Origin of the sequence: Kribbella sp. NPDC051718 (assembly GCF_040681515.1) — a bacterium.
In the GTDB taxonomy this organism is placed as follows: Bacteria; Actinomycetota; Actinomycetes; order Propionibacteriales; family Kribbellaceae; genus Kribbella.
Genome location: NZ_JBFAYZ010000007.1, coordinates 137,914 through 163,889, shown reverse-complemented (window position 1 = coordinate 163,889; position 25,976 = coordinate 137,914). Strand labels below are relative to the sequence as shown.

General features: G+C 67.5%; 26 protein-coding genes. 18 read left to right on the top strand and 8 right to left on the bottom strand.

The window, feature by feature from the left end; translation table 11 throughout:
• Positions 1–5 precede the first annotated feature (5 nt).
• Positions 6–767 carry an SDR family oxidoreductase gene (locus AB0M15_RS26150; RefSeq protein WP_363824070.1) on the top strand — a complete coding sequence of 254 codons (762 nt, stop codon included), beginning with the start codon at positions 6–8 and terminating at the stop codon, positions 765–767.
• A gap of 37 nt (positions 768–804) precedes the next feature.
• On the opposite strand, the gene AB0M15_RS26145 is transcribed toward AB0M15_RS26150, so the two are convergent.
• Positions 805–1,071 carry an SDR family oxidoreductase gene (locus AB0M15_RS26145; RefSeq protein ID WP_363824069.1) on the bottom strand — a complete coding sequence of 89 codons (267 nt, stop codon included), beginning with the start codon at positions 1,069–1,071 and terminating at the stop codon, positions 805–807.
• Positions 1,072–1,177: 106 nt separating this feature from the next.
• Positions 1,178–2,365 carry a hypothetical protein gene (locus AB0M15_RS26140; RefSeq protein WP_363824068.1) on the bottom strand — a complete coding sequence of 396 codons (1,188 nt, stop codon included), beginning with the start codon at positions 2,363–2,365 and terminating at the stop codon, positions 1,178–1,180.
• 47 nt (positions 2,366–2,412) lie between these two features.
• Here AB0M15_RS26140 and AB0M15_RS26135 point away from each other — a divergent pair, with 47 nt between their 5' ends.
• Together AB0M15_RS26135 and AB0M15_RS26130 are read left to right on the top strand one after the other, a co-directional pair.
• The gene (locus AB0M15_RS26135; RefSeq protein ID WP_363824067.1) at positions 2,413–3,174 is read left to right on the top strand and encodes a hypothetical protein; all 762 of its coding nucleotides are present in this window, start codon (positions 2,413–2,415) and stop codon (positions 3,172–3,174) included.
• Complete coding sequence (locus AB0M15_RS26130) at positions 3,131–3,874, top strand: N-acetyltransferase (protein ID WP_363824066.1); 744 nt, start codon at positions 3,131–3,133, stop codon at positions 3,872–3,874. Before AB0M15_RS26135 ends, AB0M15_RS26130 begins: the two co-directional genes overlap by 44 nt.
• A gap of 9 nt (positions 3,875–3,883) precedes the next feature.
• On the opposite strand, the gene AB0M15_RS26125 is transcribed toward AB0M15_RS26130, so the two are convergent.
• Together AB0M15_RS26125 and AB0M15_RS26120 are read right to left on the bottom strand one after the other, a co-directional pair.
• On the bottom strand, positions 3,884–4,069 hold the full coding sequence (locus AB0M15_RS26125) for a DUF5703 family protein (RefSeq protein ID WP_185445878.1): 186 nt from the start codon (positions 4,067–4,069) through the stop codon (positions 3,884–3,886).
• A 34-nt stretch (positions 4,070–4,103) separates the two neighbouring features.
• Positions 4,104–5,045: an aldo/keto reductase gene (locus tag AB0M15_RS26120; RefSeq protein ID WP_363824065.1), complete on the bottom strand. Its 942-nt coding sequence runs from the start codon at positions 5,043–5,045 to the stop codon at positions 4,104–4,106.
• Positions 5,046–5,096: 51 nt separating this feature from the next.
• Here AB0M15_RS26120 and AB0M15_RS26115 point away from each other — a divergent pair, with 51 nt between their 5' ends.
• On the top strand, positions 5,097–6,155 hold the full coding sequence (locus AB0M15_RS26115) for an LLM class F420-dependent oxidoreductase (protein ID WP_363824064.1): 1,059 nt from the start codon (positions 5,097–5,099) through the stop codon (positions 6,153–6,155).
• A 6-nt stretch (positions 6,156–6,161) separates the two neighbouring features.
• Entirely contained in the window at positions 6,162–6,989 is an 828-nt protein-coding gene (locus AB0M15_RS26110; RefSeq protein WP_363824063.1) for an undecaprenyl-diphosphate phosphatase, read from the top strand.
• Positions 6,990–7,097: 108 nt separating this feature from the next.
• On the opposite strand, the gene corA is transcribed toward AB0M15_RS26110, so the two are convergent.
• Complete coding sequence (corA, locus tag AB0M15_RS26105) at positions 7,098–8,081, bottom strand: magnesium/cobalt transporter CorA (protein WP_363824062.1); 984 nt, start codon at positions 8,079–8,081, stop codon at positions 7,098–7,100.
• Between the two features lie 49 nt (positions 8,082–8,130).
• On the opposite strand from corA, the gene AB0M15_RS26100 reads away from it, so the two are divergent.
• The 6 genes from AB0M15_RS26100 to mshC all read left to right on the top strand — a co-directional run bounded on the left by AB0M15_RS26100 (position 8,131) and on the right by mshC (position 14,366).
• Entirely contained in the window at positions 8,131–8,841 is a 711-nt protein-coding gene (locus AB0M15_RS26100; RefSeq protein WP_363824061.1) for a histidine phosphatase family protein, read from the top strand.
• Positions 8,842–8,854: 13 nt separating this feature from the next.
• The gene (locus AB0M15_RS26095) at positions 8,855–9,430 is read left to right on the top strand and encodes a DUF3090 family protein (RefSeq protein WP_363824060.1); all 576 of its coding nucleotides are present in this window, start codon (positions 8,855–8,857) and stop codon (positions 9,428–9,430) included.
• The gene (locus AB0M15_RS26090; protein ID WP_363824059.1) at positions 9,427–10,218 is read left to right on the top strand and encodes an SCO1664 family protein; all 792 of its coding nucleotides are present in this window, start codon (positions 9,427–9,429) and stop codon (positions 10,216–10,218) included. Before AB0M15_RS26095 ends, AB0M15_RS26090 begins: the two co-directional genes overlap by 4 nt.
• A gap of 355 nt (positions 10,219–10,573) precedes the next feature.
• Positions 10,574–11,854 carry a hypothetical protein gene (locus tag AB0M15_RS26085; RefSeq protein WP_363824058.1) on the top strand — a complete coding sequence of 427 codons (1,281 nt, stop codon included), beginning with the start codon at positions 10,574–10,576 and terminating at the stop codon, positions 11,852–11,854.
• A 128-nt stretch (positions 11,855–11,982) separates the two neighbouring features.
• Positions 11,983–13,002 carry a glutamine synthetase gene (gene glnII / locus AB0M15_RS26080; RefSeq protein WP_363824057.1) on the top strand — a complete coding sequence of 340 codons (1,020 nt, stop codon included), beginning with the start codon at positions 11,983–11,985 and terminating at the stop codon, positions 13,000–13,002.
• Between the two features lie 143 nt (positions 13,003–13,145).
• Positions 13,146–14,366 carry a cysteine--1-D-myo-inosityl 2-amino-2-deoxy-alpha-D-glucopyranoside ligase gene (mshC, locus tag AB0M15_RS26075; protein WP_363824056.1) on the top strand — a complete coding sequence of 407 codons (1,221 nt, stop codon included), beginning with the start codon at positions 13,146–13,148 and terminating at the stop codon, positions 14,364–14,366.
• A 172-nt stretch (positions 14,367–14,538) separates the two neighbouring features.
• Here the strand turns inward: mshC and AB0M15_RS26070 are convergent, their stop codons facing one another.
• The 3 genes from AB0M15_RS26070 to AB0M15_RS26060 form a co-directional block, all read right to left on the bottom strand.
• Complete coding sequence (locus AB0M15_RS26070) at positions 14,539–15,426, bottom strand: hypothetical protein (protein WP_363824055.1); 888 nt, start codon at positions 15,424–15,426, stop codon at positions 14,539–14,541.
• A gap of 23 nt (positions 15,427–15,449) precedes the next feature.
• Positions 15,450–16,235 carry a L,D-transpeptidase gene (locus AB0M15_RS26065; RefSeq protein ID WP_363824054.1) on the bottom strand — a complete coding sequence of 262 codons (786 nt, stop codon included), beginning with the start codon at positions 16,233–16,235 and terminating at the stop codon, positions 15,450–15,452.
• An 83-nt stretch (positions 16,236–16,318) separates the two neighbouring features.
• Positions 16,319–17,164, bottom strand: a complete 846-nt coding sequence (locus AB0M15_RS26060) for a PAC2 family protein (protein ID WP_343972602.1) — start codon at positions 17,162–17,164, stop codon at positions 16,319–16,321.
• 129 nt (positions 17,165–17,293) lie between these two features.
• On the opposite strand from AB0M15_RS26060, the gene AB0M15_RS26055 reads away from it, so the two are divergent.
• From AB0M15_RS26055 to AB0M15_RS26025, 7 genes are all read left to right on the top strand, one after another.
• Entirely contained in the window at positions 17,294–17,944 is a 651-nt protein-coding gene (locus AB0M15_RS26055; RefSeq protein WP_363824053.1) for an HAD family phosphatase, read from the top strand.
• A 17-nt stretch (positions 17,945–17,961) separates the two neighbouring features.
• Positions 17,962–19,566: an ABC transporter substrate-binding protein gene (locus AB0M15_RS26050; protein ID WP_363824052.1), complete on the top strand. Its 1,605-nt coding sequence runs from the start codon at positions 17,962–17,964 to the stop codon at positions 19,564–19,566.
• Positions 19,567–19,801: 235 nt separating this feature from the next.
• Positions 19,802–20,797, top strand: coding sequence for an ABC transporter permease (locus AB0M15_RS26045; protein ID WP_363824051.1), 996 nt, complete (start codon positions 19,802–19,804; stop codon positions 20,795–20,797).
• Between the two features lie 84 nt (positions 20,798–20,881).
• Positions 20,882–22,639 carry an ABC transporter substrate-binding protein gene (locus AB0M15_RS26040; RefSeq protein WP_363824050.1) on the top strand — a complete coding sequence of 586 codons (1,758 nt, stop codon included), beginning with the start codon at positions 20,882–20,884 and terminating at the stop codon, positions 22,637–22,639.
• An 88-nt stretch (positions 22,640–22,727) separates the two neighbouring features.
• Positions 22,728–23,741 carry an ABC transporter permease gene (locus AB0M15_RS26035; protein ID WP_363824049.1) on the top strand — a complete coding sequence of 338 codons (1,014 nt, stop codon included), beginning with the start codon at positions 22,728–22,730 and terminating at the stop codon, positions 23,739–23,741.
• Complete coding sequence (locus AB0M15_RS26030; RefSeq protein ID WP_363824048.1) at positions 23,738–24,763, top strand: ABC transporter ATP-binding protein; 1,026 nt, start codon at positions 23,738–23,740, stop codon at positions 24,761–24,763. Before AB0M15_RS26035 ends, AB0M15_RS26030 begins: the two co-directional genes overlap by 4 nt.
• Before the next feature lie 14 nt (positions 24,764–24,777).
• Positions 24,778–25,836, top strand: a complete 1,059-nt coding sequence (locus AB0M15_RS26025) for a dipeptide ABC transporter ATP-binding protein (RefSeq protein WP_363824047.1) — start codon at positions 24,778–24,780, stop codon at positions 25,834–25,836.
• Positions 25,837–25,976 lie beyond the last annotated feature (140 nt).

Sequence of the window (25,976 nt, the reverse complement as noted above, 5' to 3'; positions counted from 1 at the left end):
CAACGATGGATCTTCAGCTGGCTGGGCTCAAGGCGTTGGTGACGGGTGGGACCAAGGGGATTGGGCACGCGATTGTTGAGGGGCTGGTGGCGGAAGGCGCCACCGTCGCGTTCTGCGCGCGGACCGAGGCCGATGTGACGGCATCCGTCGAGAAGCTCAAAGCAGCTGGCGCCACCGTGAGCGGGCGGGCCGTAGATGTAGGTGACGCGGATGCGCTCGCGCAGTGGGTACGAGACAGCGCGGCCGAACTGGGCGGGATCGACGTCGTGGTGTCCAACGTGAGTGCGCTGGCGATTGGGGAGGGCGAGGAGTTCTGGCAGCGGAGTTTTCAGGTGGACATGATGGGGACGGTTCGGCTGGTTGACGCTGCGATGCCGTTTCTCGAGGAGAGTCGGGCGCCGTCGATTGTCACCGTGTCCAGCGTGTCTGGGCGGGAGATCGATTTTGCTGCGGGTGCGTACGGGACGTTCAAGGCGGCTATTGTGCACTACACGCAGGGGTTGGCGTATCAGCTTGCAGGGAAGGGAATTCGGGCCAATTCGATCTCGCCGGGGAACACCTATTTCCCGGGTGGGGTGTGGGAGAGCATCGAGCAGAACAATCCTGCGTTCTTCCAGGAAGCGCTCTCTCTCAATCCGACTGGGCGGATGGCCCGGCCCGATGAGATCGCTCGCGCCGCCGTGTTTCTGGCCAGCCCGGTTGCAAGCTTCATCACCGGAACCAACCTTGTCGTTGACGGCGCTTTGACCCGCGGGGTTCAGTTCTAGAGGCGGAATCCGCCGGAGACCTCTACGTTCTGGCCGGTCACCCAGCCGCTGTCGTCGGAGAGCAGTACGGCGACATCTTGCCGATGTCGTCGGGTTCGCCGATTCGGCCTAGTGCGGTCCGGGCGGCCAGTGGCTCGATCAGTTCGGGGTACTTCGCGAAGGCGTCGCCGCCCAGTCGCGTCCGGGTCGGGCCGGGGGCGACCGAGTTGACCCGGATGCCGCGTGGCGCGAGCTCCTTGGCCAGGTACCGAGTCGCGGAACTCGGCGAACGTGGTGCTGTCGCCGACCGAGAGCGGCAAGGCAACGGCCTTGCCGCCGAGCTTCTCGATCTGCATGATCGTGTCTTGAGCGCCGGTTTGTTCTTGCCCGCTCCTCTAGGGTTCTTGCCTGATCCTCTTAGGCTTGATCGGTTAGTAGGAGAACTGCTGTAGCTGGGTGCCGTCCGGGCTGTAGGTCCAGGCTGAGCGGGTGGCCGGGTCCAGTTGGAGTGAGGAGTCCTGGGTGCCGTGGAGCAGTAGGCCGCCGCGGTTGGTGACGATCCCGGTGTTCAGGGTGCGGAGTACCTCGCCGGTGCTGAGGTCGACGACCGCCACCTGGCTGGTCGCGTTGTTGTCGGAGATGAAGCCCTGTTGAGCGCCGAAGTAGATGGCGCCTTCAGGGGCCGAGAACGACACCAGCGCCAGGTGATGGATCCCATCCACGGCAAGCGTGCTCGGCGTGCCCTTGCGCAAGGCGAAGCCATCGCCTGCGGTCTGGGTGGTTTCGTCGTACGGCGTGAGCGTGGTGGTGGGCGCGATCTTGGTGCTAACCGAGCCGGCCGCCAGGTTGTAGAGCGTGCCCGCGCCGTCGGAGGCGATGCCGCGACCGCAGGCTGACACCGATCCCACCGTGGTCACCGTCGCGGTGTCGAGGTCGATCTTCGCCGGCGCGACCCCGCCGAGACAGAGGATCGCGCTGCCGATCTTGCCGAGGAACACACTGCCGGTGGACTGATCGAGCTCCAGCAGGCTGTAGGTGCCGGCCGCGATCGTACCGTTGCCATCAGCAATGATCGGGGCTCCGACCGTGCCGCCGGCGAGGTCGACCGGGAGCACCGAGTCCACGTTGCTGGTGATGGCGCGAACCAGTACTGCGGCCCGGTTGCGCTTGGCGTCGACCCTTCCGGCGACAACCCGGTACTCCGAAGCCCGGAGTACCGAAGTGCCGACCAGTGCGCCAAGAGCGGTGTCCCAGGTCTCGAGTCGGACGTCGCCGCCTGCTTGGGTTGCGTGCGCGAGTAGCACCCGGTGCGAGTCCGGGGATACGCCGATCACGTGGTAGTCGGAGCCGATACCGGGATCCGAGGTCAACACCGTGCCATAAACGCCGGTTTCCGTGGAGTAGCGCCGTACTTCGGTGCCGCCGGCGACAGTGCGCAGGGCAACGAGCGAGTTGTTGCCAGCAGCAATGAAACTCAGGAGGGTACTGCCGTCCGGCGCGCGCCCGTCGTCGACGACGAGATTCGACACGGGTGATGCCTGGCCGGTGATGCGCTGCTTGCTGTCGACGGCGAGGACGCGAACGCTGTAGCCGGCCGAGGTGCTCAGCCCGAGGGCCATGGCATCGAGGCGGACGGTACCTGACGTCGCGGAGAGGGGCGTTGGCGGTGGCGGCCGGGTTCACCGACGCGATGTTGTGGGTGGAGGCGGTCGCCGTACTGATCGCAGGGCTGCTCGCGATCGGGATCGTCGGGGAGCGCTCTCCGGCCGTGGCGGAGGCGCCCTCGATCCGGGGCAGCCTGGCGGGACGGCCCGACGTCTTGTACGGCTGGATTGCGCGCGGTACCGGCTCTTTCACCTGGTTCGCGTTCCCTCTCGGGCTGTCCGTGATCGGTGCTGAGCGCGGCCGGCCAGGGGTGTATCTCGCAGCGGGGATGTCGGGCTACGGCCTGGGCTCGGTGGTGGGCACGATCGTGTCGCTGGCCGTGGTCCGGCGTTTCTCTCCGGCGCCGCTGGCTGCTCTCGCCTGGACGCTGATGGGTCTGTGCTGGATCGGAATGGGGATCTGGACGACGCCCCCGGCGATCGCTGCAGTTGCCGCGCTCTCCGGAGCGACTCTGGTGCTCGGGATCACGGCGATCTCGCGAGTGATCACGAGATCATCGACCGGCGCTGAGCGGCGCGCGTTGCTCTCGGGCCAGACTGTGGTGGTGAACGCGGGTAGTTCGGCCGGCCTGCTGGTCGGTGGATCGGTGATCGCCGCCGCCGGTGCAGAACACACTTTGATCGGCGCGGGCGCGGTGACTGCCTCAGTCGCCATCGGAGTGCTGGTCGTGAGGAGAAATGCGGCTGCGGCGGAGAGCGCTCCCTGCCAGACTGCGATTCATGTCCGACGAGATCGTGATCACCACCCTGGCCGAGCGGCCTGAGCTGTTCGAGCTGCTGGAGGGGTTCAAGAGCGGCTGGCCGACGTTCATGGCGCAGGATCCGATCGGCGGCTCGCTGATGGGCCGGGTGCCGGAGCTGTTCCCCGAGCACTGCCTGATGGCGGTGGAGGGCGACGACCTGGTCGCCCACGGACGCAGCATCCCGTTCGAGTTTCCGAACGAGGATCGCAAAGAGCTACCCAGCGGCGGCTGGGACCGGGCGCTGATCTGGGGCGTCGCGGATCATCGCCACGGCCGTACGCCGACAGTCGCCAGCGCCCTGGAGATCTCGATCACCGCCAGCCACCTCGGCCGCGGCTTGTCGCACGAGATGCTCGCGACCATGCGCCGCAACGTCCAGGCGATGGGCCTGAAGACGCTCTACGCACCGGTACGCCCGAACGGGAAGCAGGATCCGCATCAGCCGATGGCCGAGTACATCCAGCAGTTCCGTGCGGACGGTCTGCCGGTCGACCCGTGGCTACGGGTGCACGTGAAGGCGGGCGCCGAGATCGTGCAGGTCGCGGAGCGGTCGATGGTGATGGCGGGCTCGCTCGACGAGTGGCGCGAATGGACCGGGCTGCCGTTCGACCGTACGGGCGAGGTCATCGTCCCGAAGGCACTCGTGCCGGTGCGTTGTGACGTCGAGCACAACTACGCCGTGTACGTCGAGCCGAACGTCTGGGTCCGGCACGACCTCTAGGCACAACCTCTAGAGGGTCCGCATCACCTTGATGATGCGGCGGCGGAGCCAGACCCGGCGGGTGCCGTCGGGATAGCGCCGTAGCCGGGCGAGTTCCCAGCCGCCGTACTCGGCGTGCTCAGTGAGCAGCCGCCGCACAGCCCCACGCGTCTCCGTCCGGGAAACCTCGAACTGCTGCAACTCGTATTCGGCCATCCGCACCTCCGAACCTTCCGGAACAAGCATTACCTCACGAAACATCCTCCAGCGCCGCCACGATGGCCGGCGGCAGAGTGAGTTCCTCCACACCCAGTACCGACTTCAGCTGCATCGCCGTCCGGGCCCCGACGATCGCCGCGGTCACCCCGGGCCGGTCCCTGACCCAGGTGAGCGCCACCTCGAGCGGGGTCCAGCCCAGTCCGTCAGCGGCACGGGCGACCGCTTCCACGATGCCCGAACCTCGCCCGTCGAGATAGGGGTCGACGAATCTGGACAGATGCTGAGACGCCGCCCGCGAGTCAGCGGGGATGCCGGTCCGGTACTTCCCAGTCAACACACCCCGCCCAAGCGGCGACCACGCCAGTACGCCGATGCCGAGCCCGCCGGCGGCCCGGATGGCGTCCGCCTCGGCGTCCCGGGCGAGCAGCGAGTACTCCACTTGGTTCGAGACCGGTACTGCGCGCCCCGGCCAGGCCTGCTGCCAGGTGACCGCCCGGGCGGACTTCCAGCCGGCGTAGTTGGACACGCCGACGTACCGGACCTTGCCCGAACTCACCGCGTGGTCCAAAGCCGACAGGGTCTCCTCGAGAGGCACGTCGTCCGACCAGGTGTGCAGCTGCCACAGGTCGATGTAGTCGACGTTCAGCCGCCGTAGAGACCCCTCCAGGTCGCGCAGGAGCGCGCCGCGGGAGGTATCGGTGATCCGCTCGCCCCGCCGGACGCTGAAGCCGGCCTTGGTCGCGATCACCAGATCGTCGCGGTCCACCACGTCGCCGAGCAGCGACCCGATCAGCCGCTCGCTGTCACCGTCCCCGTACGCCGCCGCGGTGTCGATCAGGGTGCCACCGGCGGCCACGAAGGCGGCCAGCTGCTCGCGCGCCTCGTGTTCGTCGGTGTCGCGTCCCCAGGACATGGTGCCCAGGCCGAGCCTGCTCACCGTGAGGCCACTGTGACCGAGATAGCGCTGCTGCATGGAGCGAGCCTATTGCGGGCCACCGACAAGGGCTCGTTAGGCTCGCCTGTCATGCGACTCGGACTCAACATCGGCTTCGTCTTCGGTGGCGACGACCATCTCGATCATCTGAGGCTGGTGAAGGAGGCCGAGGCACTCGGATTCTCGGTCACCTGGGCCGCGGAGGCGTACGGCTCGGACGCCGCCACGCTGCTCAGCTGGATCGCCGCCCAGACCTCCACCATCGACATCGGGGCGGCGGTGTTCCAGATCCCGGCCCGGACGCCGGCGATGACGGCGATGACCGCGGCCACCCTGGACCGGCTCTCGAACGGCCGGTTCCGGCTCGGCCTCGGCGTGTCGGGTCCGCAGGTGTCGGAGGGCTGGCACGGCGTCCGGTTCGACAAGCCGCTGAGCCGCACCCGCGAGTACGTCGAGATCGTGAACTCGGCGATGCGCCGGGAGACCGTCAAGTTCGAGGGTCAGCACTTCACCCTGCCGCTGCCGGACGGGCCCGGCAAGCCGCTCAAGCTGTCCATCCGGCCGGTCCGCGACCACGTGCCGATCTACCTGGCCGCGGTCGGGCCGAAGAACCTCGAGCTGGCCGGCGAGATCGCCGACGGCTGGCTCGGCATCCTCAACGACCCCGCTTACCTGGGAGAGCAGTTGAACCTGATCAAGGCGGGTCGCGCGACCCGTCAAGAGGGGCTCGGCATGGACGGGTTCGACGTCGTCGCGTCGGTCCCGGTCGTGGTCGGCGACGACATCGAGGCCGGCGCGGACCCGATCCGCGGCTACACCGCGCTCTACATCGGCGGGATGGGCAGCCGGGAGAAGAACTTCTACAACAACCTCGCGGTCCGGATGGGGTACGCCGACGAGGCCAAGGAGATCCAGGACCTGTACCTGGCCAAGAAGCACCGCGAGGCGATGGCGGCCGTACCGCTCGGCTTCATCGACTCCATCTCGCTGCTCGGCGGCAAGGAGCGGATCGCCGACAAGCTCACGGCGTACGCCGAAGCCGGGACCACGACAGTCGCCCTGACCCCCTTCGAGCCGACCGTGGAGCAGCGCATCGCGACCCTGCGCACGGTGGCCGAGGCACTCGACCTCGCCGGGATCGGTGACTGACACCCCATGTCGATCTGGGACGCCATCATCCTCGGCATCGTCGAGGGCCTGACCGAATTCCTGCCCGTCTCCAGCACGGGCCACCTGACCATCGCGTCGAAGCTGCTCGGCATGAAGATCGACGACCCGGCCGTCACCGCGTTCACCGCGGTGATCCAGTTCGGCGCGATCGCGGCTGTCGTGCTCTTCATGTGGAAGGACATCAGCCGGTACGCCGTCGCCTGGTTCCGCGGCCTGCGCCACCCCGAGCACCGCGGCGAGTTCGACCACCGGATGGGCTGGTTCGTGATCGTCGGCTCGCTGCCGATCTGCATCATCGGCTTCCTGGCCAAGGACATCATTTCCGGCCCGCTGCGCAGCATGTGGTGGGTCGCGGGCTCGTTGATCGTCTGGTCGTTCTTCATGGTCGCGGCCGAGAAACTGGGCAGCAAGGCGCGGCCGCTGACCCGGATCACGCTGATCGACGCGATCGTGATGGGCCTGATCCAGTGCCTGGCGCTGATCCCGGGTGTGTCCCGGTCCGGCGCGACCATCACGGCCGGCCTGTTCCGCGGGCTCGACCGGGTCGCCTCGACGCGGATGGCCTTCCTGCTCGGCATCCCGGCGCTCGTCGGGGCAGCGGTCTTCGAGTTGAAGGACGCGCTCGGCGGTGACATCGGCGCGGTACCGCTGCTGGTCGGCACGATCGTCAGCTTCATCGTCGGGTACGCCTCGGTCGCCTGGCTGATCCGCTTCGTCGCCAAGCACTCGACGTCGATCTTCGCCTTCTACCGCGTCCTGCTCGGCGTCGTCATCCTGATCCTGCTCGCCACCAGCACGATCACCGCCACCTGAGCCCAGCCGGTACGACGAGACGCCCGGGCTGCTCCCAACGCCCGGGCGTCTCGTCGTACCGGCTCAGACGCACGAAGCGGCGTCCTGGTTCAAAATCAGCGCCGGGTACTACGAGGGGCCGAGCCAGCCGGCCTTCCGGAAGCCGGCGTACATGGTGCTGCAGGTCACGACCATCAGGGCGACGATGGCGTAGTAGCCGTAGTGCCAGCGGAGTTCGGGCATGTTGTGGAAGTTCATCCCGTAGACGCCGGCGATCATCGTCGGCGCGGCGGCGATCGCGACCCAGGCGGAGATCCGGCGCATGTCGTCGTTCTGCTGGACCGAGACGCGGGCCAGGTGCGCGTTCAGGGCCGAGCTGAGCAGGGTGTCGAGCGCCTCGGTCTGGTCGGAGACCCGGATCACGTGGTCGGCGACGTCGCGGAAGAACGGCGCGGCCTCGTGGCTGATCCCCGGTACGGCGCCGTGCGCGAACGCCTCGATCGGCTCCCGCAGCGGGGCGATCGCTCGGCGCATCTCCAGCACCTCGCGCTTGAGCGTGTAGATCCGGGCGGCGTCGCTGGTCCGCTCGGGGGAGAAGACCGAGGTCTCCACCTCGTCGACGTCGACCTCGACCGCCTCGGCGACCGTCTCGTAGCCGTCCACGATCGAGTCGCAGATCGCCCAGAGCACGGCGGCCGGGCCGTGGCCGAGGACCGCGGCGCGCTCCTCCAGGTCCTGCCGGGCGGTGGTCAGCGGGGCGCCCTCACCGTGCCGGACGGTGACGACGTACCGGCGGCCGACGAAGATGCTGACCTGGCCGGTCTCGACGGCGTCCTCGGCGTCGACGTACCAGAGCGTGCGCAGGACCATCACGAACGAGTCGTCGTAGCGCTCGACCTTGGGCCGCTGATGCGGTTCGAGCGCGTCCTCGACGGCGAGCGGGTGCAGCTTGAACAGGTCCTGGACGCGGGTCAGTTCGGCCTCGGTCGGCTCGTACAGGCCGACCCAGCCGAACGCCTGCTGGTCGTCGCCGATGGTCCGCGCCACCGTCTCGGGGTCCTTGGGCAGGTCGTGCCGCTGACCCTCCGAATAGACCCCGCAATCCACGATCACGGTCACATCATGGCATCGGTGACTTGCCCGACCGGATAACGTGCGGTCTATGCCCACGGTGATTCTGGTCCGGCACGGACGCAGCAGTGCCAATACCTCCGGCGTACTGGCCGGGCGGACGCCAGGGGTGAAGCTCGACGAGACCGGCCTGCAGCAGGCCGCCGCGGTGGCCGAGCGGCTCGCCTCGCTGCCACTGGCCGCGATCGTCACCTCGCCCCTGGACCGCTGCAAGCAGACCGCGGCGGCGATCGCCAAGCACCACCCGGCGTTGCGTCCGGCAACGGACCGGCGACTGACCGAATGCGGGTACGGCGACTGGACCGGGCAGAAGATCGCCACCCTGGCCAAGGACCCGCTCTGGGCGGTCGTCCAGCAGCACCCGTCGGGCGTCACCTTCCCGAACGGCGAGTCGATGCGCGGCATGCAGCAGCGCGCGGTGGACGCGATCCGCGCGCACGACGCCGCGATCGCGGCCTCGCACGGGGAGAGCGCGGTCTGGGTCGCCGTGTCGCACGGGGACGTGATCAAGGCGATCGTGTCCGATGCCCTCGGCCAGCATCTGGACAGCTTCCAGCGGATCGTCGTCGACACCGCCTCGACCACGATCATCACCTACACCAGGACCAGGCCCTTCCTGGTCAGGCTGAACGACTCCGGCAGCGAGCTCACCTCGCTGATCCCGAAGCCGCCGGAGAAGGCCAAGGGCCGCGCGAAGAAGTCCGCAGTACAGTCCTCTGACGCCGTTGTAGGCGGACGGTAATAGGGTCTAAGACATGGCGCGCGTAGTGCATTCGTATGACGATCCGGACCGGTTCGTCGCCGGCACCGTCGGTGAACCCGGTGCCCGGACCTTTTTCCTGCAGGCCAGGGCGGGTAACCGGCTGACCTCGGTGGCCTGTGAGAAGGAACAGGTGATGGCGCTCGCGGAGCGGCTGGACGTGATGCTGGACGAGGTCGCGCGGCGGTTCGACCGCGAGCCGGCCGGCCAGACCACGGTCGACGACACCGATCCGCTGGAGCAGCCGATCGAGGAGGAGTTCCGGGCCGGCACCATGACGCTGGCCTGGGAGGCCGACGCCGAGAAGGTGGTGATCGAGGTCTTCGCGGTCGTAGTGGCCGGCGAGCAGGCCGAGGAGGAGCCCGACCCGGTGGCGGCGGCGCTGGAGTCCGACGACGGTGAGGTGTTCATCGTCCGGATCAGCGAGGAGCAGGCCCGCGCGTTCGCCCGCCGGGCGGTCGCGCTGGTCGCGTCCGGGCGGCCGAGCTGCCCGTTCTGCGGCCGCCCGATCGACCCGGATGGGCACATCTGCCCGCGCGCCAACGGCTACCGCAGGCACGTCCGCGAATGATCGACCCGGACCTGCTCGCGCGTGGCGAGCTGGATCTGCTCGGCCGCCTGGTGGCCGCGTCCAACGGGACCTTTCAGGGCACGGTGAGCCTCGACGGCGAGTCGGCGACGGTCGTCTACAAACCCGTCGAGGGTGAGCGGCCGCTGTGGGACTTCCCGGACGGGACACTGGCCGAGCGGGAGTACGCGGCGTACGTGGTGTCCGAGGCGCTCGGTTGGCAGGTCGTACCGCCGACTCTGCTTCGGGACGGGCCGCTGGGCGTGGGCATGGTGCAGCTGTGGATCGATGAGGTCGAGTTGGCTCCGGGCAAGACGGAGCTGGTCGACATCGTTCCGCAAGGGCGGGTGCCGAAGGGGTGGGTCGGTGTGCTCGATGCGCTTGACGGGCGGCACAAGCCGGTGACCTTGGTGCACGCGGACAACCTGGCGTTGCAGCGGATGGCGGTGTTCGATGCCGTCGTCAACAATGCGGACCGCAAGGGTGGGCATGTGCTGAACCCGGGCGATGGACGCGTTTTCGGCGTCGATCATGGGGTCACCTTCAACGCGGACGACAAGCTCCGTACGGTCCTGTGGGGCTGGGCCGGCAAGCCGGTACCACCGGAGCTGCTCGAAGACGTCCGCAAATTGGCCGACGGGCTGGCCGGTTCGCTCGGTGCCGAGCTGTCCGAACTGATCACCGCCGTCGAGCTGACCGCGACCCGCGAGCGCTGCGCGACCCTGCTGAAGACCGGCAACTTCCCGCAACCGAGCGACGACTGGCCCGCAATCCCCTGGCCGGCCTTCTGACCGCCGAGCACGACCGAGCGTGAGCGGACGGTTGCTAGAAGCAACGACCGTACGGCGGTACCGGCCCGGCTGATGGTGTCCGAGCCGGTGACGATGCCGTTCCCGCGATGAAGACTGAGGTCGCTGCCAGGGGGCAGGGATGAGGACTCTTCACGACCGCGCGGTTCGCTGGTCTGTGTCATCGGTGCGGCAGGGAAATGCGGTAGGGGGTACGAATCATGTCAGGTTCGGCAACACCCGAAAACGGGTTCCAGATCAGTCGGCGGCAGGCTCTCGTGGCACTTGGCGTGGCGGGGCCGCCGGTGTCGACGCCGTCACGCGCGCGCCGAGCGCCCAGGCCGAGGTTCGCGGGGGTGTGCCGGCGATCAACGGCCGCGTCGTAGCGGTCGGCATTCCCGGCGCATCGGCGATCGCGCCCGTCGGCACGTTCCTGCCGGGCAGCCCGATCAATTCCAATCCCGTGCTTGCGGCCTTCAACCAGCCCGGCCGGGTCTGTGACCCGACTCGCATCCTGGTAGGGAGCAGGTCGAACTTCGGCGCACCGAAGGCGAATCCGGACCAGGCCGCGGGTTCGTTCCTGTCCATCGATCCGGGCAGCGCCGGTCTGGTCGTACCGGGCCGGTTCGCGGCCTCGGGCGGGCAGGCGTCAGCGCTGGCCGGAGCCGTCCAGTTGTACAGCGCGCAGAGCCCTGACTGGCACAACGGCATCTACACACCCACTGCCGTGACCGCGGACCAGACGGCGGTCGCGAACCCGCTCGGCATGTCGATCAACAATGCCTTCGGGCGGTTCTGGCCGGCCAACGCGCCGTACGGGCTGGACGGCCCCGGCTCCTCGTCGATCGCCGATCCGGACGGACGTCCATTGAACAATGCGCTCAACCCGAGCACAGGTGGTGTCTACTTCGACGACGTCACCGGCCGGACCCCGGCCCAGATCGTTCCCGGCGCGATTTCCAGGGCGGCTGCCGGTACCGCTCTCATCGGCCGATCGCCGGACGGTAGCGGACGGGCCGTGTTCGCTGTCGTGGTGGCTGATGGCAGCGTCGTACAGGAGCACACGGTGAAGGCGCTCGACGGCATCGCGCCGCCGCGGACGGTCCACCCGCTCGTGCATCGCTCCTGGGGCGATGCCCGGGGACACCGCGGGCAGGTTTCGCTGCCGCGGCTCGGCGTCGTGATGAGCTACGCGCCCGAGCTCGTCTTGTATGTCAGCCAGCCCTTCGACGATTCGATCAAGGTGATCAAGCTGACGGTCGGTGGCCCGCAAGGCAACGAGGTGTTCCTGCCCGGCGGCCTGCGCACCATCAGGTCGTCGACCTTCGACCAACCGGTCGACCTGGCTCCGGTGCGGATCGAGACCACGCATCCTGACCGGGCGAGCAATACGACGCTGCAGCCGGGCAGCGACTTCTACGTCTGCAACCGTGGCAACGACACGATTGTCCGGATGCGCCAGGACGGCTCGATCGTGGGCGTGCGCAGAGTTCGCCTGGGGCGTCACTCGCTCGGGGTCGCGCGGCTGAACGGAATCGCGACCTCGACCGACGGATCGAGGATCTGGCTGACCTACGTGGGTGCGCTGCCCGGCAGCGACGACGACCAGGGAGGCGTCCTCGAGCTACCCGCCTTCTGACGTCGTCCCGGACCCGGTTAACACGCTGTTCACAATCGAGCAACAGCTCCGTAATGGCCGATTGACACTGTCGGCGTCGGCCGGTTCAGGAACACCTGAGGGGACGGCCGCGACGAAGGGACAGACGGTTGACCTACAAGGCCGAGTACATCTGGATCGACGGTACCGAGCCGAGCGCACGGCTTCGCTCCAAGACGAGGATCCTCGCCGACGGCGCCGAGCTGCCGGAGTGGGGCTTCGACGGTTCGAGCACCAACCAGGCGCCCGGCGACAATTCGGACTGCGTGCTGAAGCCGGTCTTCTCGTGTCCCGACCCGATCCGCGGCGGCGACCACTTGCTGGTGCTGTGTGAGGTCTACCTCGTCGACGGCACCCCGCACCCGACCAACAACCGGGCCAAGCTGCTCCCGATCGCCGAACAGTACGCCGAGCAGGACTCCTGGTTCGGTATCGAGCAGGAGTACACCTTCTTCCAGGAGGGACGCCCGCTGGGCTTCCCGGCCGTCGGTTTCCCCGCCCCGCAAGGCCCGTACTACTGCGGCGTCGGCGCCGACGAGGTCTTCGGTCGCGAGATCGTCGAGAAGCACCTGGACGCCTGTCTCGAGGCGGGCCTGAAGATCTCCGGCATCAACGCCGAGGTGATGCCCGGCCAGTGGGAGTTCCAGATCGGCCCGGCGGGCCCGGTCGAGGCCGCCGATCACCTGTGGGTGGCCCGCTGGCTGCTCTACCGCATCGCTGAGGAGTTCGACGTCGCCGCCACCTTGGATGCCAAGCCTGCCAAGGGCGACTGGAACGGCGCCGGCGCGCACACCAACTTCTCCACGCAGGCCATGCGCGAGGGCTACGACGCGATCATCACCGCCTGCGAGTCGCTCGGCGCCCCGGGCAAGGTCGAGGAGCACATCGCCGGCTACGGCGACGGCATCGAAGAGCGTCTGACCGGCGCCCACGAGACCGCACCGCACGACGTCTACAGCTACGGCGTCTCCGACCGCGGCGCCTCGGTCCGCATCCCGTGGCAGGTAGAGGTGGACAAGAAGGGCTACATCGAGGACCGCCGCCCCAATGCCAACATCGACCCCTACAACGTCACCCGCCTCATCGTGAACACCTGCTGCGCCGCCCTGGAAAAGGCCGGCCAGGTCTGACCGCGCTTCACCCGAAAGCACCCGAAGGCCCCCAGGAGAACTCCTGGGGGCTCGACTAGCGCAGATCGGCCGGAAGCGCGCGCCGGATCGGGGAGTGGAACCGCTGCGTGTCGCGAAGTCGCTGACTCGATAGGCTCCTCCTCATGCAGGCGTGGACGAAACCAGAAATCCCGGTCGTACCCGGGCCGGCGCGGCGTCTTCGCCTCTACGACACCGCCTCGGCGGGTCCGGTCGAGGTGCCGCCGGGAGTCGACGGGTCGGCGCGGATCTACGTCTGCGGGATCACGCCGTACGACGCGACCCACATGGGGCACGCTGCGACGTACGTCACATTCGACCTGATCAACCGGCTCTGGCGCGATGCCGGGTACGACGTGCACTACACGCAGAACATCACCGACGTTGACGACCCGCTGCTCGAGCGGGCGACCGCGACCGGTGTCGACTGGACCGATCTCGCGCAGAACGAAATCCAGTTGTTCCGTGACGACATGACGGCGCTGCGGGTGATTCCGCCGCAGGACTACATCGGTGTGGTCGAGTCGATCGACCTGGTCGTCGGCTCGATCGAGGACCTGCAGCGGGCGGGTGCCGTGTACTCCGTCGACGATGACCTGTACTTCGCTGTGAAGGCCGACCCGGCGTTCGGTGGGGTCTCGGGCTATGACGTGGAGACGATGCGGGCGCTGTTCGCCGAACGCGGCGGCGACCCGGAGCGCGAGGGCAAGCGCGACCCGCTGGACAGCCTGCTGTGGCGGGCCGAGCGGCCGGGGGAGCCGGCTTGGGATTCCCCGTTCGGGCGTGGGCGGCCGGGGTGGCATGTGGAGTGCTCGGCGATCGCGTTGAAGCATCTCGGGATGACGTTCGACGTACAGGGTGGTGGGAGTGATCTGATCTTCCCGCACCACGAGATGTCGGCGAGCGGGGCGCAGGTGGCGACGGGGGAGCACCCGTTCGCGCGGGCGTACGTGCACCAGGCGATGGTCGGGCTGGACGGCGAGAAGATGTCGAAGTCCAAGGGCAACCTGGTACTCGTGTCGAAGGAGCGCCTGGCCGGTACGGACCCGATGGCGATCCGGCTGACGCTGCTGGCGCATCACTACCGAACGGACTGGTTCTGGACAGAGTCGGACCTGCTGGCTGCACAGGAGCGGCTGGACGTGTGGCGTGGGGCTGTCGGCCGGGGCACTGGCCCGGATGGGGCGGCTGCTGTCGACGCACTGCGCGCTGCTCTGACCAACGACTTGGACACCGTTGCAGCACTGGCTGCTGTAGACCAGTGGGCCGAGAGCAACGGCGACGACACTCAAGCCCCTGCCCTGGTGGCCCAAGCAGTCGACGCACTCCTCGGCATCAAGCTCTAGCCCGTACGCCTGACAGCCCGGCACCTCGCCGAGCCGGCCAGAAGCGGCGACCTTGAACATGAAGCGGCGACCTTGAACATGAAATAACGTGTTCAAGGTCGCCCAAGGGTGTTCAAGCCCACCAGTTCGTGTGCAAGCCCGCTAGATGTGGGCTTGGACAGTAAATGGGGGGTCAGCCGGTTACCGGGTGGTGGGTTTTTACCGGGGTGGGGACTGGGGCTGCGGGGGCCGGGGCTTCGCGGGGTGGCTGGGGGTGCGTGGTGGTGGGCTTGGGGGTCGGTTTGGCTGCGGGTTTGGCGCAGGTTGCCGAGGCTAGGCGGATTACCTCGGCGCCGCCGCCCAGGTTGATGGTGAGGCCGGTGATGGTGAAGGCGCCGTCTGGGTGTTTGGTTTGTTCGTTGACGGTGATCGTCGCCAGGGGAGCGGCGGGGATCGAGGCGCTTTGCTTGACCGTTGGGACGGCGATCCGTTGGCCGAGCAGGGTTAGCGCACCGATGTCGACGCCGCCGGTGTCGCCGGAGCACCAGACGTTGACGCCCTCGATGCCGAGCAGCGAGCTCGGCGGGGTGAGCAGCAGCTTGCACAGGTCCGGCAGATTCTTGACCGGCAGGTCGATCGTGCTCAGGTCCGGCAGCGGGATGCCCAGGTCGGGCAGCGGGAGCTTGGGGATCGGCAGGTCGTCGGCGCCCGTCGCGGGCAGGGTGTCGCAGCTCTTCTTGAGGTCCGGCGGGAGCTTGATCTGATCAAGGATGTTCGGCCCGACGGTGATGTCGAACAGTTCGACCGAGGCGGCGTCGTTCCCGGCGGTCGCCGTGCCGGCCCGCAAGGAGATCAGTGGGTTCTTCGGCAGCTCCAGCGCGGACGTGGTGTGCCGCTTGCCGTCCAGCGATTCCGCGTACGGAGTACGGGCCACTGGGACCTGTCCCTCGGCGCTGATCGCGTACGCCGATGAGGGCCGCGCGGCCGCATTGCCTACCGGAGCACTCGCCACCAACGTGAACGCCACGACCCCGGTCACGGCGGCGAACGTCGTGATGGTCGGTACCAACTGTCGTCGCATCAAGATCCCCACTCTCGAAAGGCTTACTTGCTGTCGATCAGAACGAGCGTCCCCAACGGGACCTTCTGGAGTTTGGCCAGCGCGACCTTCGGCACCCGCACGCAGCCGGCGCTGATCGCGGCTCCGAAGACGTCCGGTCTGGGCCAGCCATGGATCGCGACGGTACCAGGACCGCCACCGAACGTGTCCAACGTGGGACTGTGCGCACCCAACGGCAGCACGATCGGCGACGCCGACCGCTTGTTGTCGATGATGGATCCGAGCAGGAACGTCCGGCCGGGCGGTGTCGGCGTCTTCTGCGCGCCGACGCCGGCCTTCCAGCTGCCGAGGCTTTTGCCCTGCTCGAACAACTCGATCGTCCGCGACGCCGTGTGCACCCGGATCAGGTACGACGAGGAGGCGCGATCCAGCTCCTCGTCGCGGATCCACCCGGTCGACCGGTTCGGCTTCGACGGCAGGAGCACGCGCAGCCAGCCGTCCGACTGCTCGACGACGGGCAGCCAGGTCGGGCCGAACTGGGTCGGCCCGATCTTGGCGAAGGCGTCGCCGTCGGGCGCGGAGTACAGGGCGGTCTGGCTGCGTGGATGGACGACCAATCCGTCGGTGACTGCGAACGGATGCGGGTCGAGTGGCGCGGAGGGGATCGTCATCTGGGTGGACGTGCCGGTCAGCGTGGTCAGGTCGACCGCGGCCTCGGCGTGCTTGCGGTTGCCGAGGATCCCGACGACCGCGACGGCACCGAGGACCAGGAGCACCGCAAGTGCCCCGATCGATCCACCGCCGCGCTCGTCGGCGCGTACCTTCCGCATACGAAAGCTCCCCGTTGGTCCCCAGCGTCCCGGTCGACAATAGAACGCTTGAAGCGAAGAGGCTACTCCTCAGTACAGCTTTTCTATTCGGGTCGGTCCGTGTTCCTCCGGCGCAGATAGCGCTCGAACTCGGCCGCGATCGCGTCACCGGTGGCCTCGGGCAGATCTGTCGTGTCGCGCTGCTCTTCCAGCGACGCGACGTACTCCGCGACCTCCGGGTCCTCCTCGCTCAGCTCGTCCGCGCCACGCTGCCAAGCACGAGCCAGCTCGGGCAGATCGCCCTCGGGGATCGGCAGGTCCAGCAACGCCTCGACCTTGCTGAGCAGCGCCAGCGACGCCTTCGGGCACGGCGTCCCCGCGATGTAGTGCGGGATCGCCGACCAGATCGACACGGCCGGTACGCCGAGCGTGGTGCACAGGTCGGCGAAGACGCCGGTGATGCCGGTCGGGCCCTCGTAGCTCGACGGCTCGAGGCTCCACGACGCGTTCAGCTCCGGGTCGGACGACGACGCGGTGACCGGGATCGGCCGAGTGTGCGGCGAGTCGGCGAGCAGCGCGCCGAGCACGACGACGAGCTGCGTGTTCGACTCGTCGACGACCTCGAGCAGCTCCCGGCAGAAACCGCGCCAGCGCATGTTCGGCTCGATACCGCGGATCAGGATCACGTCCCGGCCGGTGTCATCCGGGCGCGCCAGGTAGATCCGGGTGGTCGGCCAGGTCAGCCGCCGGACTCCTTCGTCGTCGAACTCGACCTCGGGCCGTTTCACCTGGAAGTCGTAGTAGTCCTCGGGGTCGATCGCCAGGACGAGCTCGGCGTCCCATTCCTCGATCAGGTGATCGACCGCTCCGGTGGCCGCCTCGGCCGCGTCGTTCCAGCCTTCGAACGCGGCGATCACGACCGGATCCCTAAGGTTCGCGAGATCTGCCACTCGCCATCCCCTGTCCTAGTCGTCTCTGTGCCTTACCGGACTGCCCAGCCTACTTCTATCGCCCACTCGCTGGCTGCGGTTTCACAGCCAGCGGAAAGGTGTCGCCCCTGGCTTACATAGGATCGAGCCATGACGCTCCAAGCGGTGCTCTGGGACATGGACGGCACGTTGGTCGATTCGGAGCCCGTCTGGGTGCGAGTCCAGATCTCGGTGCTGGCCGAGCTCGGCGCGACCTGGACCGCGGAGGACTCCCTGGCGCTGGTCGGCAGTGACCTCAGCGACGCGCTGAAGGTCTGGATGGCGCAGCTGCCCGAGGGCCTGATCCAGCCCGACGACCTCGCGGCGCGGATCTACGGCGAGGTGATCCGCACGCTGAAGGACGAGGTCGAGGTACGTCCCGGCGCGCTGGAGTTGCTGACCGGGCTGAAGGCGGCGGGCATCCCATGCGCGCTGGTGTCGGCGTCGTACCGGACGATGATCGAGGCGGTCCTGTCCCATCTGCCGCCGGATCTGTTCGACGTGGTGGTAGCCGGCGACGAGGTGACCAACGGGAAGCCGCATCCGGAGCCGTACCTGACCGCGATGGCCGAGCTCGGCGTCGAACCGGCCAACTGCGTCGTCATCGAGGACTCGCCGGGCGGCACCCAGTCGGGTACCGCGGCGGGCGCGTTCGTGGTCGCCGTACCGCAGTGGGTGACGATCCCGCCGGCCCCGCGGCGGCTGGTGCTGGAGTCACTTGAATCACTCAGCCCGGACGCGCTGCGCGACTTGCTCCGCTGAGGGGCTACCTTCTTTGGGTGCTTACGGGGGCGTTCTGGGGAGGGTTCGAGGTGGTGACGGTGATCAAGCGGCGTGCCGTGTGGCTGGCGGCGGTCGGGGTGCTGGCGGGGTCGCTCGCGGCCTGCGGCAAACCGAATGCGGATCACCCGAGCCAGGGTGGGACGGCGCCGAAGGAAATGGTCATCAAGGTTGCGACCACCGACTCGGTCAGCTCGCTCGACCCGGCCGGACCGTACGACATCGGCTCCCGCACCCTGCAGGCCAACCTGTACCAGACGCTGCTCACGATCCTGCCGGACAAGCCGTCGCCGGTGCCGGACGCCGCCGACTGCCAGTACGACGCGCCGACGACGTACACGTGCAGCCTGAAGAACGGACTGACCTTCCCGAACGGGCATGAACTCACCTCGTCGGACGTGAAGTTCAGCTTCGACCGGATGCTGCGGCTGAAGACGCCCGGCGGCCCGGCCGGCCTGTTCAGCTCGGTCGCCTCGGTCAGTACGCCGGACAAGTTGACGGCCGTGTTCACGCTGAAGAAGCCTGACGCGCGGTTGCCGTATCTGCTGACCACGACGGCGGCGTCGATCGTCGACGAGCAGTTCTACCCGGCGAGCAAGCTGCTCAGCGACAACGCGATGGGCAGCGGGCCGTACCAGCTGAAGTCGTACAAGGCGGGCTCGGAGGCGGTGCTCGGTAGGTTCAAGGGTTACCGCGGACCGCGGGCCGCGCAGAACGACACCGTCGAGATCAGCCTGCTGACGACCGCGGCGGCGCTGGAACAGGCACTGAAGACCGGCAAAGCCGACTTCGGCGTCCACGGGTTCGGACCGAGCGCGCTGGACAGATTGCGCGCCGACGGGAAGCTGCAGGTCGTCGACGCCGGATCGGCGGAGATCCGCTTCTTCGCTTTCCACATGGCCTCGCTCGTCTCGCGCAAGCCCGCGGTACGCCGCGCCGTGGCCCAGCTGATCGACCGGCCGGCCATCGCGAAGAAGGCGTACGGCGACCACGTGACGCCGCTGTACTCCGTGGTGCCACCCGGGTTCGCCGGGCAGGTGGACGCGTTCCGGACGCAGTACAAGGACCCGAACAAGACGGCTGCGACCGCGATCCTGCGCGAAGCAGGCATCACGGCGCCGGTGACCCTGACCGTCGGGTGGACGCCGGTTCAGTACGGTGCGGGCGCCAAGGCCGAAGTACTGGAGCTGAAGCGGCAACTGGAGGCGTCGGGACTGTTCAAGGTCGTGCTCAAGAGCGCTGAGTGGCCGAGGTACCAGCAACTCGCCAGGGCCGGGGCATACGACCTCTACCAGGGCGGCCTCATCCCCGACTACCTGGACAGTGGTGACTACCTGCAGCCCTTCGTCCGCGACGGTGGTCTCTTCCAGAACGGCTATCGCAACTCGGCGGCGAACAAGTTGATGGACCAGCAGATCGCCGAGCAGAACCAGCTCGAACGCGAAGCGTTACTGACCGATCTGCAGAACCTGCTGGCGCAGGAAGCACCGGTGATCCCGGTCTGGCAGGGCCGGCTGACGGTGGTCGCGGGGCAGGACCTCGAGAACGTCGGCAAGACCCTGGATCCGCTGTCTTTCGTGTACTTCTCGCCCCTGCGCAAGTAGTTGCCCAGTGGCCCGTCGGTGCCAGTGACAGCGCGTCGCCAGCGACCCTGTGTGCGTGCATGCTGTACTGCGAGTTGTCCCACGATACGGGACGATTTCCTGCTCATCACGATCGGGCAACGCAGCACTTTCGGCGTTTGACTCCGGGCAGTAATCGCGGCAGGTTAAGGCGGCAGCCATACCGGCTTTTCTCTTTCGGCCGGTCCGACGACTTTCAGGCAGGGGAACACGACGCGTGACCACACCACTCGGGGCCGAGCCCGGTGCGACGGGAACAGATCCTGAGGCCGTCCTCACGGGTGCCGGCAAGATCGAGGGGCGCTCGCTCGGCCAGATCGCCTGGCGGCGGCTCAAGCGCGACAAGGTCGCGGTGGCCGGCGCGGTCGTGGTGATCCTGCTCATGCTGGTGGCGATCTTCGCCCCGCTGATCTGCAAGGCGATCGGTCAGTCGCCGAACCTGTACCACCAGGACCTGATCGACACCAAGGGCGGCACGCTGGCCCCGCTCGGCAAGTTCGGCGGCATCTCCTGGGAGCACCCGATGGGGATCGAGCCGGAGAAGGGCCGCGACATCTTCTCCCGGGTCGTCTACGGCGCCCGGGTCTCGCTGCTGATCGCCTTCCTGGCCACTCTGCTGTCGGTGGCGATCGGGACCACGATGGGCATCATCGCCGGCTTCTTCGGCGGCTGGGTGGACGCGCTGATCAGCCGGCTGATGGACATGTTCCTGGCCTTCCCGCTGATCGTCTTCGCGCTGGCGCTGGCCGGCGTGATGCCGGACGAGGCGTTCGGCCTGAAGGGCAACGGCCTGCGGATCGCGCTGCTGATCTTCCTGGTCGGCTTCTTCAACTGGCCCTACATCGGCCGGATCGTCCGTGGCCAGACGCTGTCGTTGCGCGAACGCGAGTTCGTCGACGCCGCCCGCAGCCTGGGCGCGCGCCGGCCGTACATCCTGTTCACCGAGCTGCTGCCGAACCTGATCGGCCCGATCCTCGTCTACTCGACGCTGATCATCCCGACCAACATCCTGTTCGAGGCGGCGCTGTCGTTCCTCGGCGTCGGCGTGAACGCGCCGCTGGCCACCTGGGGCGGCATGCTGTCCGAGGCCGTGGCGTACTACACGATGCCGTACTTCATGTTCTGGCCGGGCATGGCGATCTTCATCACCGTGCTGGCCTTCAACCTGTTCGGTGACGGGCTACGGGACGCGCTCGACCCGCGGTCCCGATGAGCCACAAGAACCAACCGGTCAAATAGCTCCCGGCAGTTTCGCCGAGGCTGAGTAGAAGATGGAAGAAGGGGTGGATCGGAAACGATGAACACCAGACGACTGCGAACGGCGATCGCCGCGGCAGCAGTGCTCGCTCTCGGCCTTTCGGCCTGTGGCGGCGGCTCCGACAACACCTCGGGCGGAGGTTCTGGGACGACCAAGGCGGAGTTCAACGCCGGTCTCGAAAAGGTGTTCAACCCTTCTGACAAGAAGGGCGGCATCATCAAGATCGCCGACGAGAGCGTGCCGGACTCCACCGACCCGGCCGACACCTACTACGGCAGCCAGTGGAACATGGTCCGTAACTATGTGCGGACGCTGACCATGTTCGAGGTCGGCCCGGGCAAGACCAGCGACAACGTGGTCCCGGACCTGGCCGAGACGCTGGGCAAGACCGAGGACCAGGGCAAGACCTGGACCTACAAGATCCGCAAGGGTGTCAAGTTCGAGGACGGCGCCGAGATCAAGGCGCAGGACGTCAAGTACGGTGTCGAGCGCTCCTTCGACAAGGAGATCTACCCCGACGGCCCGACGTACTTCAACGACATGCTCGACTGGCCGGCCGCCTACAAGGGTCCGTACAAGTCCAAGGGCATGAACGTCGACTCGGCGATCACCACGCCGGACGACTACACGATCGTGTTCCACCTGAAGAAGCCGTTCTCCGGCTTCGACTACGTGCTGACCACGCCGCAGGGTGCTCCGGCCCCGGCCGCGAAGGACACCGGCGCGAAGTACAAGGAACACCCGATCTCCTCCGGTCCCTACATGTTCTCCGACTACCAGGAGGGCAAGAGCTACACGCTCGTCCGGAACCCGAACTGGAGCGCCGACACGGACAAGAACCGTAAGGCGCTGCCGGACGGCTTCCAGGTCCAGATGAACGTCAACGCCGAGGACATCGACAACCGGATCACCTCCGGCGACCTCGACATCGCGATCACCGGAACCGGTGTCACCACCGCCAGCCAGAGCCGGGTGCTGAGCAACCCGGACCTGAAGGCGCGCGCGGACAACCCGACGCTGGCCCGGACCTGGTACACCTCGATCAACCCGACGGTGAAGCCGTTCGACAACATCGAGTGCCGCAAGGCGGTCATGTACGGGATGGACAAGACGGCCTACCAGACCGCTTACGGCGGCGCGTTCGCCGGTGGTGACCTGGCCAGCAGCATGCTGCCCCCGATCATCCCGGGCTACGCCGAGAACGACGCGTTCCCGACCCCGGACGGCAAGGGCGACCTGGCCAAGGCCAAGGAAGCACTGACCAAGTGCGGTATGCCGAACGGCTTCTCGACCCAGATCTCCTACCGGATCGAGCGTCCGAAGGAGAAGGCGGCCGCCGAGGCGTTCCAGCAGCAGTTGGCCAAGATCGGCATCAAGCTGACCCCGAAGGGCTACCCGCGCAAGGACTACTTCTCGACCTACGCCGGCAACCCGCCGTACGTGGTCAAGAACAACCTGGGTCTGGCCGTCAACGGCTGGGGTGCGGACTGGAACGACGGCTTCGGCTTCGAGTCGCAGATCTTCGACTCCCGCGTCATCCGCGACACCGGTGGTTCGTCCAACACCAGCGTCCGGATCCCCGAGGTCGACAAGATGCTCGACGCCGCGCAGAACGAGCTGGACAAGACCAAGCGCGAGGCCTACTGGGGCCAGATCGACAAGCTCGTGATGGAGCAGGCTGTCGTCTACCCGGGTGTGTGGGCCAAGAGCCTGCTGCTGCGCAGCAAGAACCTGACGAACGTCTTCGTCAACGCGCAGTACGGAATGTACGACTACCTGAATCTCGGCCACTCGTAAGTCAGCATTCAAAACCTGTTAGGTAGGTGAAGGCAGAAGGTGGCCGGTCCGGCGGAATCCGCCGGACCGGCCACCGGCGCCATCGGTAGTGGTCACATACATCATCAGGCGCCTGATCGCCGCAGTCGGACTGCTGTTCGTCATCAGCATCATCACCTTCGCCATCTTCTTCCTGGTGCCGCGGATCGCGGGTGCCGGACCGGACACGATGGCGGCCCGGTACGTCGGGCGAACCGCAACGGCCGACACGGTGCACGCGACTGCGGTGCGGCTCGGGTTCACCGACCCGATCGCGGTGCAGTACTGGCACTGGGCGAAGGGCCTCGTGGCGGGCGCGGACTACGACATGGGGACGTCGGTCGACCACTGCCCGGCCCCCTGCCTCGGCTACTCCTTCATCAACCGGGCACCGGTCTGGCCGGATCTGCTGGACCGAATACCCGTCACGTTCTCGCTGGCCATCGGCGCCGCGGTGCTGTGGCTGCTCAGCGGTATCGGTACCGGTGTGCTGTCGGCGCTGAAACGAGGCTCGATCTTCGACCGGGCGGCGATGACGGTCGCCCTGGCCGGCGTCTCGATGCCGATCTTCTGGACCGGCCTGATGGCGCTGGCGATCTTCGCCTACCAGTTACAGATCTTCAAGGGTGGCGGGTCGTACGTACCGTTCACCCAGAACCCGGTCGAATGGGCCCAGGGGCTGTTCCTGCCCTGGATCACGCTGGCCTTCCTGTTCTCCGCGCAGTACGCCCGGCTGACCCGCGCGGGCATGCTCGAGACGATGAACGAGGACTACATCCGGACCGCCCGGGCCAAGGGCCTGGTCGAGCGTGATGTGGTGGTCAAGCACGGGCTGCGCGGCGCGCTGACCCCGATCCTGACCATCTTCGGCCTGGACTTCGGCCTGCTGATCGGTGGTGCGGTGCTGACCGAGAAGGTGTTCAGCATCAACGGTCTGGGCATGTACGCGGTCACCGCGATCAGCGACCAGGACATGCCGAAGGTGATGGGCGTGGTGCTGGTCGCGACCGTCTTCATCGTGTTCGCGAACCTGATCGTGGACCTCTTGTACGCCGTCATCGACCCGAGGGTGCGAGCCAAGTGACTACCGAACCGTTCCTGCAGGTGCGGGATCTCAAGGTGCATTTCCCGACCGACGACGGCCTGGTCAAGTCGGTCGACGGTCTGTCCTTCTCGGTCGACCGGGGCAAGACGCTCGGCATCGTGGGCGAGTCGGGCTCCGGCAAGAGCGTCACCAGCCTGTCGGTGATGGGCCTGCACAAGCGCGGCACGGCGCAGATCTCCGGTGAGATCATCCTGGACGGGATGGAGCTGGTGAACGCCACTCCCGAGGAGGTCCGGCAGTTGCGCGGCAAGCGGATGGCGATGATCTTCCAGGACCCGCTGTCGGCGATGCACCCGTACTACACGGTCGGCCACCAGATCATCGAGGCCTACCGGGTGCACAACAAGGTGACCAAGCAGGTCGCCCGCAAGCACGCGATCGAGATGCTCGACCGGGTCGGCATCCCGCAGCCGGACAAGCGCGTCGACGCCTACCCGCACCAGTTCTCCGGCGGGATGCGGCAGCGCGCGATGATCGCGATGGCGCTGTCCTGCGACCCCGACCTGCTGATCGCCGACGAGCCGACCACCGCGCTCGACGTCACCGTGCAGGCGCAGATCCTGGACCTGATCCGGGACCTGCAGCGCGAGTTCAACTCGGCCGTCATCATCATCACCCACGACCTGGGCGTGGTGGCCGAGCTGGCCGACGACATCCAGGTGATGTACGCCGGCCGCGCGATCGAGTACGGCACGGCCGAGGACATCTTCGAGCGGCCGCAGCACCCCTACACCTGGGGTCTGCTCGGCTCGATGCCGCGGATCGACCGGGAACGGACCGAGCGCCTCATCCCGATCAAGGGCTCGCCGCCCAGTCTCATCAACGTGCCGTCCGGGTGTGCGTTCAACCCGCGCTGCAACTACGCCTCGCTGAACGAGGGCGCGAGTGAGACCGATCGGCCGGAGCTTCTGGACATCGGAGCCGGGCACAAGGTGGCCTGCCACCTGTCGCCGGGACAACGCCAGAAGATCTGGGACACCGAGATCAAGCCGAAGCTGTGACGGAGCAACCCACTGTGACTACTGCTGAAACCGAACCGGTGACGCCTGCCCCGGCAGACGGCGAAGACCTGCTCTCGGTGACGAACCTGACCAAGCACTTCCCGATCCGGCGCGGCCTGCTGCAGCGCCAGGTCGGCGCGGTCCAGGCCGTCGACGGCCTCGACTTCACCGTCCGGAAGGGCGAGACGCTCTCCCTGGTGGGGGAGTCGGGGTGTGGCAAGACCACCACCGGCCGGCTGCTCACCCGGCTGCTCGAGCCGACCGACGGCAAGATCGTCTTCGACGGCCGGGACATCTCGCACATGTCCGAGGGCAAGATCCGGCCGCTGCGCAAAGACATCCAGATGATCTTCCAGGACCCGTACGGTTCGCTGAACCCGCGGCACACGGTCGGCAAGATCGTCGGCGCACCGTTCAAGCTGCAGAACGTGAAGACCGAGGGCGGCACCAAGAAGGCCGTCCAGGAGCTGCTCGAACTGGTCGGTCTGAGCCCGGAGCACTACAACCGCTACCCGCACGAGTTCTCCGGCGGCCAGCGCCAGCGCATCGGCATCGCCCGCACGCTGGCCCTGCGCCCCAAGCTGATCGTCGCCGACGAGCCCGTCTCGGCCCTGGACGTCTCGATCCAGGCGCAGGTCGTCAACCTCCTCGAGGACCTGCAGAACGAGTTCGACCTCACGTACGTGATGATCGCCCACGACCTCTCGGTCGTCCGGCACGTCTCGGACCGGGTAGCGGTGATGTACCTGGGCAAGATCGTAGAAATCGCCGACCGGGTCGACCTCTACGAAACCCCGATGCACCCCTACACCCTGGCTCTCTTGTCGGCCGTCCCGATCCCGGACGTCAAGCGCCGCGGCAAGCAGGAACGCATCCGCCTCCAGGGCGACGTCCCCAGCCCGATCAACCCACCCCCGGCCTGCCGCTTCCACACCCGCTGCTGGAAAGCCCAGGACATCTGCAAAACGGTAGAACCACCCCTCCTGCAGATAGCCCCCGGCCACCAAACGGCCTGCCACTTCCCAGAAAACCAGCCAGGCACCGACACCCCCCGCAAAGCAACGGCCAGCTGAACCTGAAGAGTCCGAGACCAAATGGTCCCGGACTCTTTCAGTTCTCCTCGGCGAACCGCCGCAGGACGGCAAGCACGTCCTCGTAGTACCGCAGGACGATCGCGGCCCGCTGTCTCGGTGCCAGCCGCATCAACTCGTGC

What these genes read in the sequence shown, in the direction of transcription:
- AB0M15_RS26065 (WP_363824054.1), bottom strand. Translation starts at nt 16,235, where the DNA reads ATGCGGAAGGTACGCGCCGACGAGCGCGGCGGTGGATCGATCGGGGCA.
- mshC (WP_363824056.1), top strand. Translation starts at nt 13,146, where the DNA reads ATGCAGGCGTGGACGAAACCAGAAATCCCGGTCGTACCCGGGCCGGCG.
- AB0M15_RS26115 (WP_363824064.1), top strand. Translation starts at nt 5,097, where the DNA reads ATGCGACTCGGACTCAACATCGGCTTCGTCTTCGGTGGCGACGACCAT.
- AB0M15_RS26070 (WP_363824055.1), bottom strand. Translation starts at nt 15,426, where the DNA reads ATGCGACGACAGTTGGTACCGACCATCACGACGTTCGCCGCCGTGACC.
- AB0M15_RS26110 (WP_363824063.1), top strand. Translation starts at nt 6,162, where the DNA reads ATGTCGATCTGGGACGCCATCATCCTCGGCATCGTCGAGGGCCTGACC.
- AB0M15_RS26140 (WP_363824068.1), bottom strand. Translation starts at nt 2,365, where the DNA reads ATGGCCCTCGGGCTGAGCACCTCGGCCGGCTACAGCGTTCGCGTCCTC.
- AB0M15_RS26125 (WP_185445878.1), bottom strand. Translation starts at nt 4,069, where the DNA reads ATGGCCGAATACGAGTTGCAGCAGTTCGAGGTTTCCCGGACGGAGACG.
- AB0M15_RS26100 (WP_363824061.1), top strand. Translation starts at nt 8,131, where the DNA reads ATGCCCACGGTGATTCTGGTCCGGCACGGACGCAGCAGTGCCAATACC.
- AB0M15_RS26095 (WP_363824060.1), top strand. Translation starts at nt 8,855, where the DNA reads ATGGCGCGCGTAGTGCATTCGTATGACGATCCGGACCGGTTCGTCGCC.
- AB0M15_RS26150 (WP_363824070.1), top strand. Translation starts at nt 6, where the DNA reads ATGGATCTTCAGCTGGCTGGGCTCAAGGCGTTGGTGACGGGTGGGACC.
- AB0M15_RS26120 (WP_363824065.1), bottom strand. Translation starts at nt 5,045, where the DNA reads ATGCAGCAGCGCTATCTCGGTCACAGTGGCCTCACGGTGAGCAGGCTC.
- AB0M15_RS26055 (WP_363824053.1), top strand. Translation starts at nt 17,294, where the DNA reads ATGACGCTCCAAGCGGTGCTCTGGGACATGGACGGCACGTTGGTCGAT.
- AB0M15_RS26130 (WP_363824066.1), top strand. Translation starts at nt 3,131, where the DNA reads ATGTCCGACGAGATCGTGATCACCACCCTGGCCGAGCGGCCTGAGCTG.
- AB0M15_RS26090 (WP_363824059.1), top strand. Translation starts at nt 9,427, where the DNA reads ATGATCGACCCGGACCTGCTCGCGCGTGGCGAGCTGGATCTGCTCGGC.
- AB0M15_RS26040 (WP_363824050.1), top strand. Translation starts at nt 20,882, where the DNA reads ATGAACACCAGACGACTGCGAACGGCGATCGCCGCGGCAGCAGTGCTC.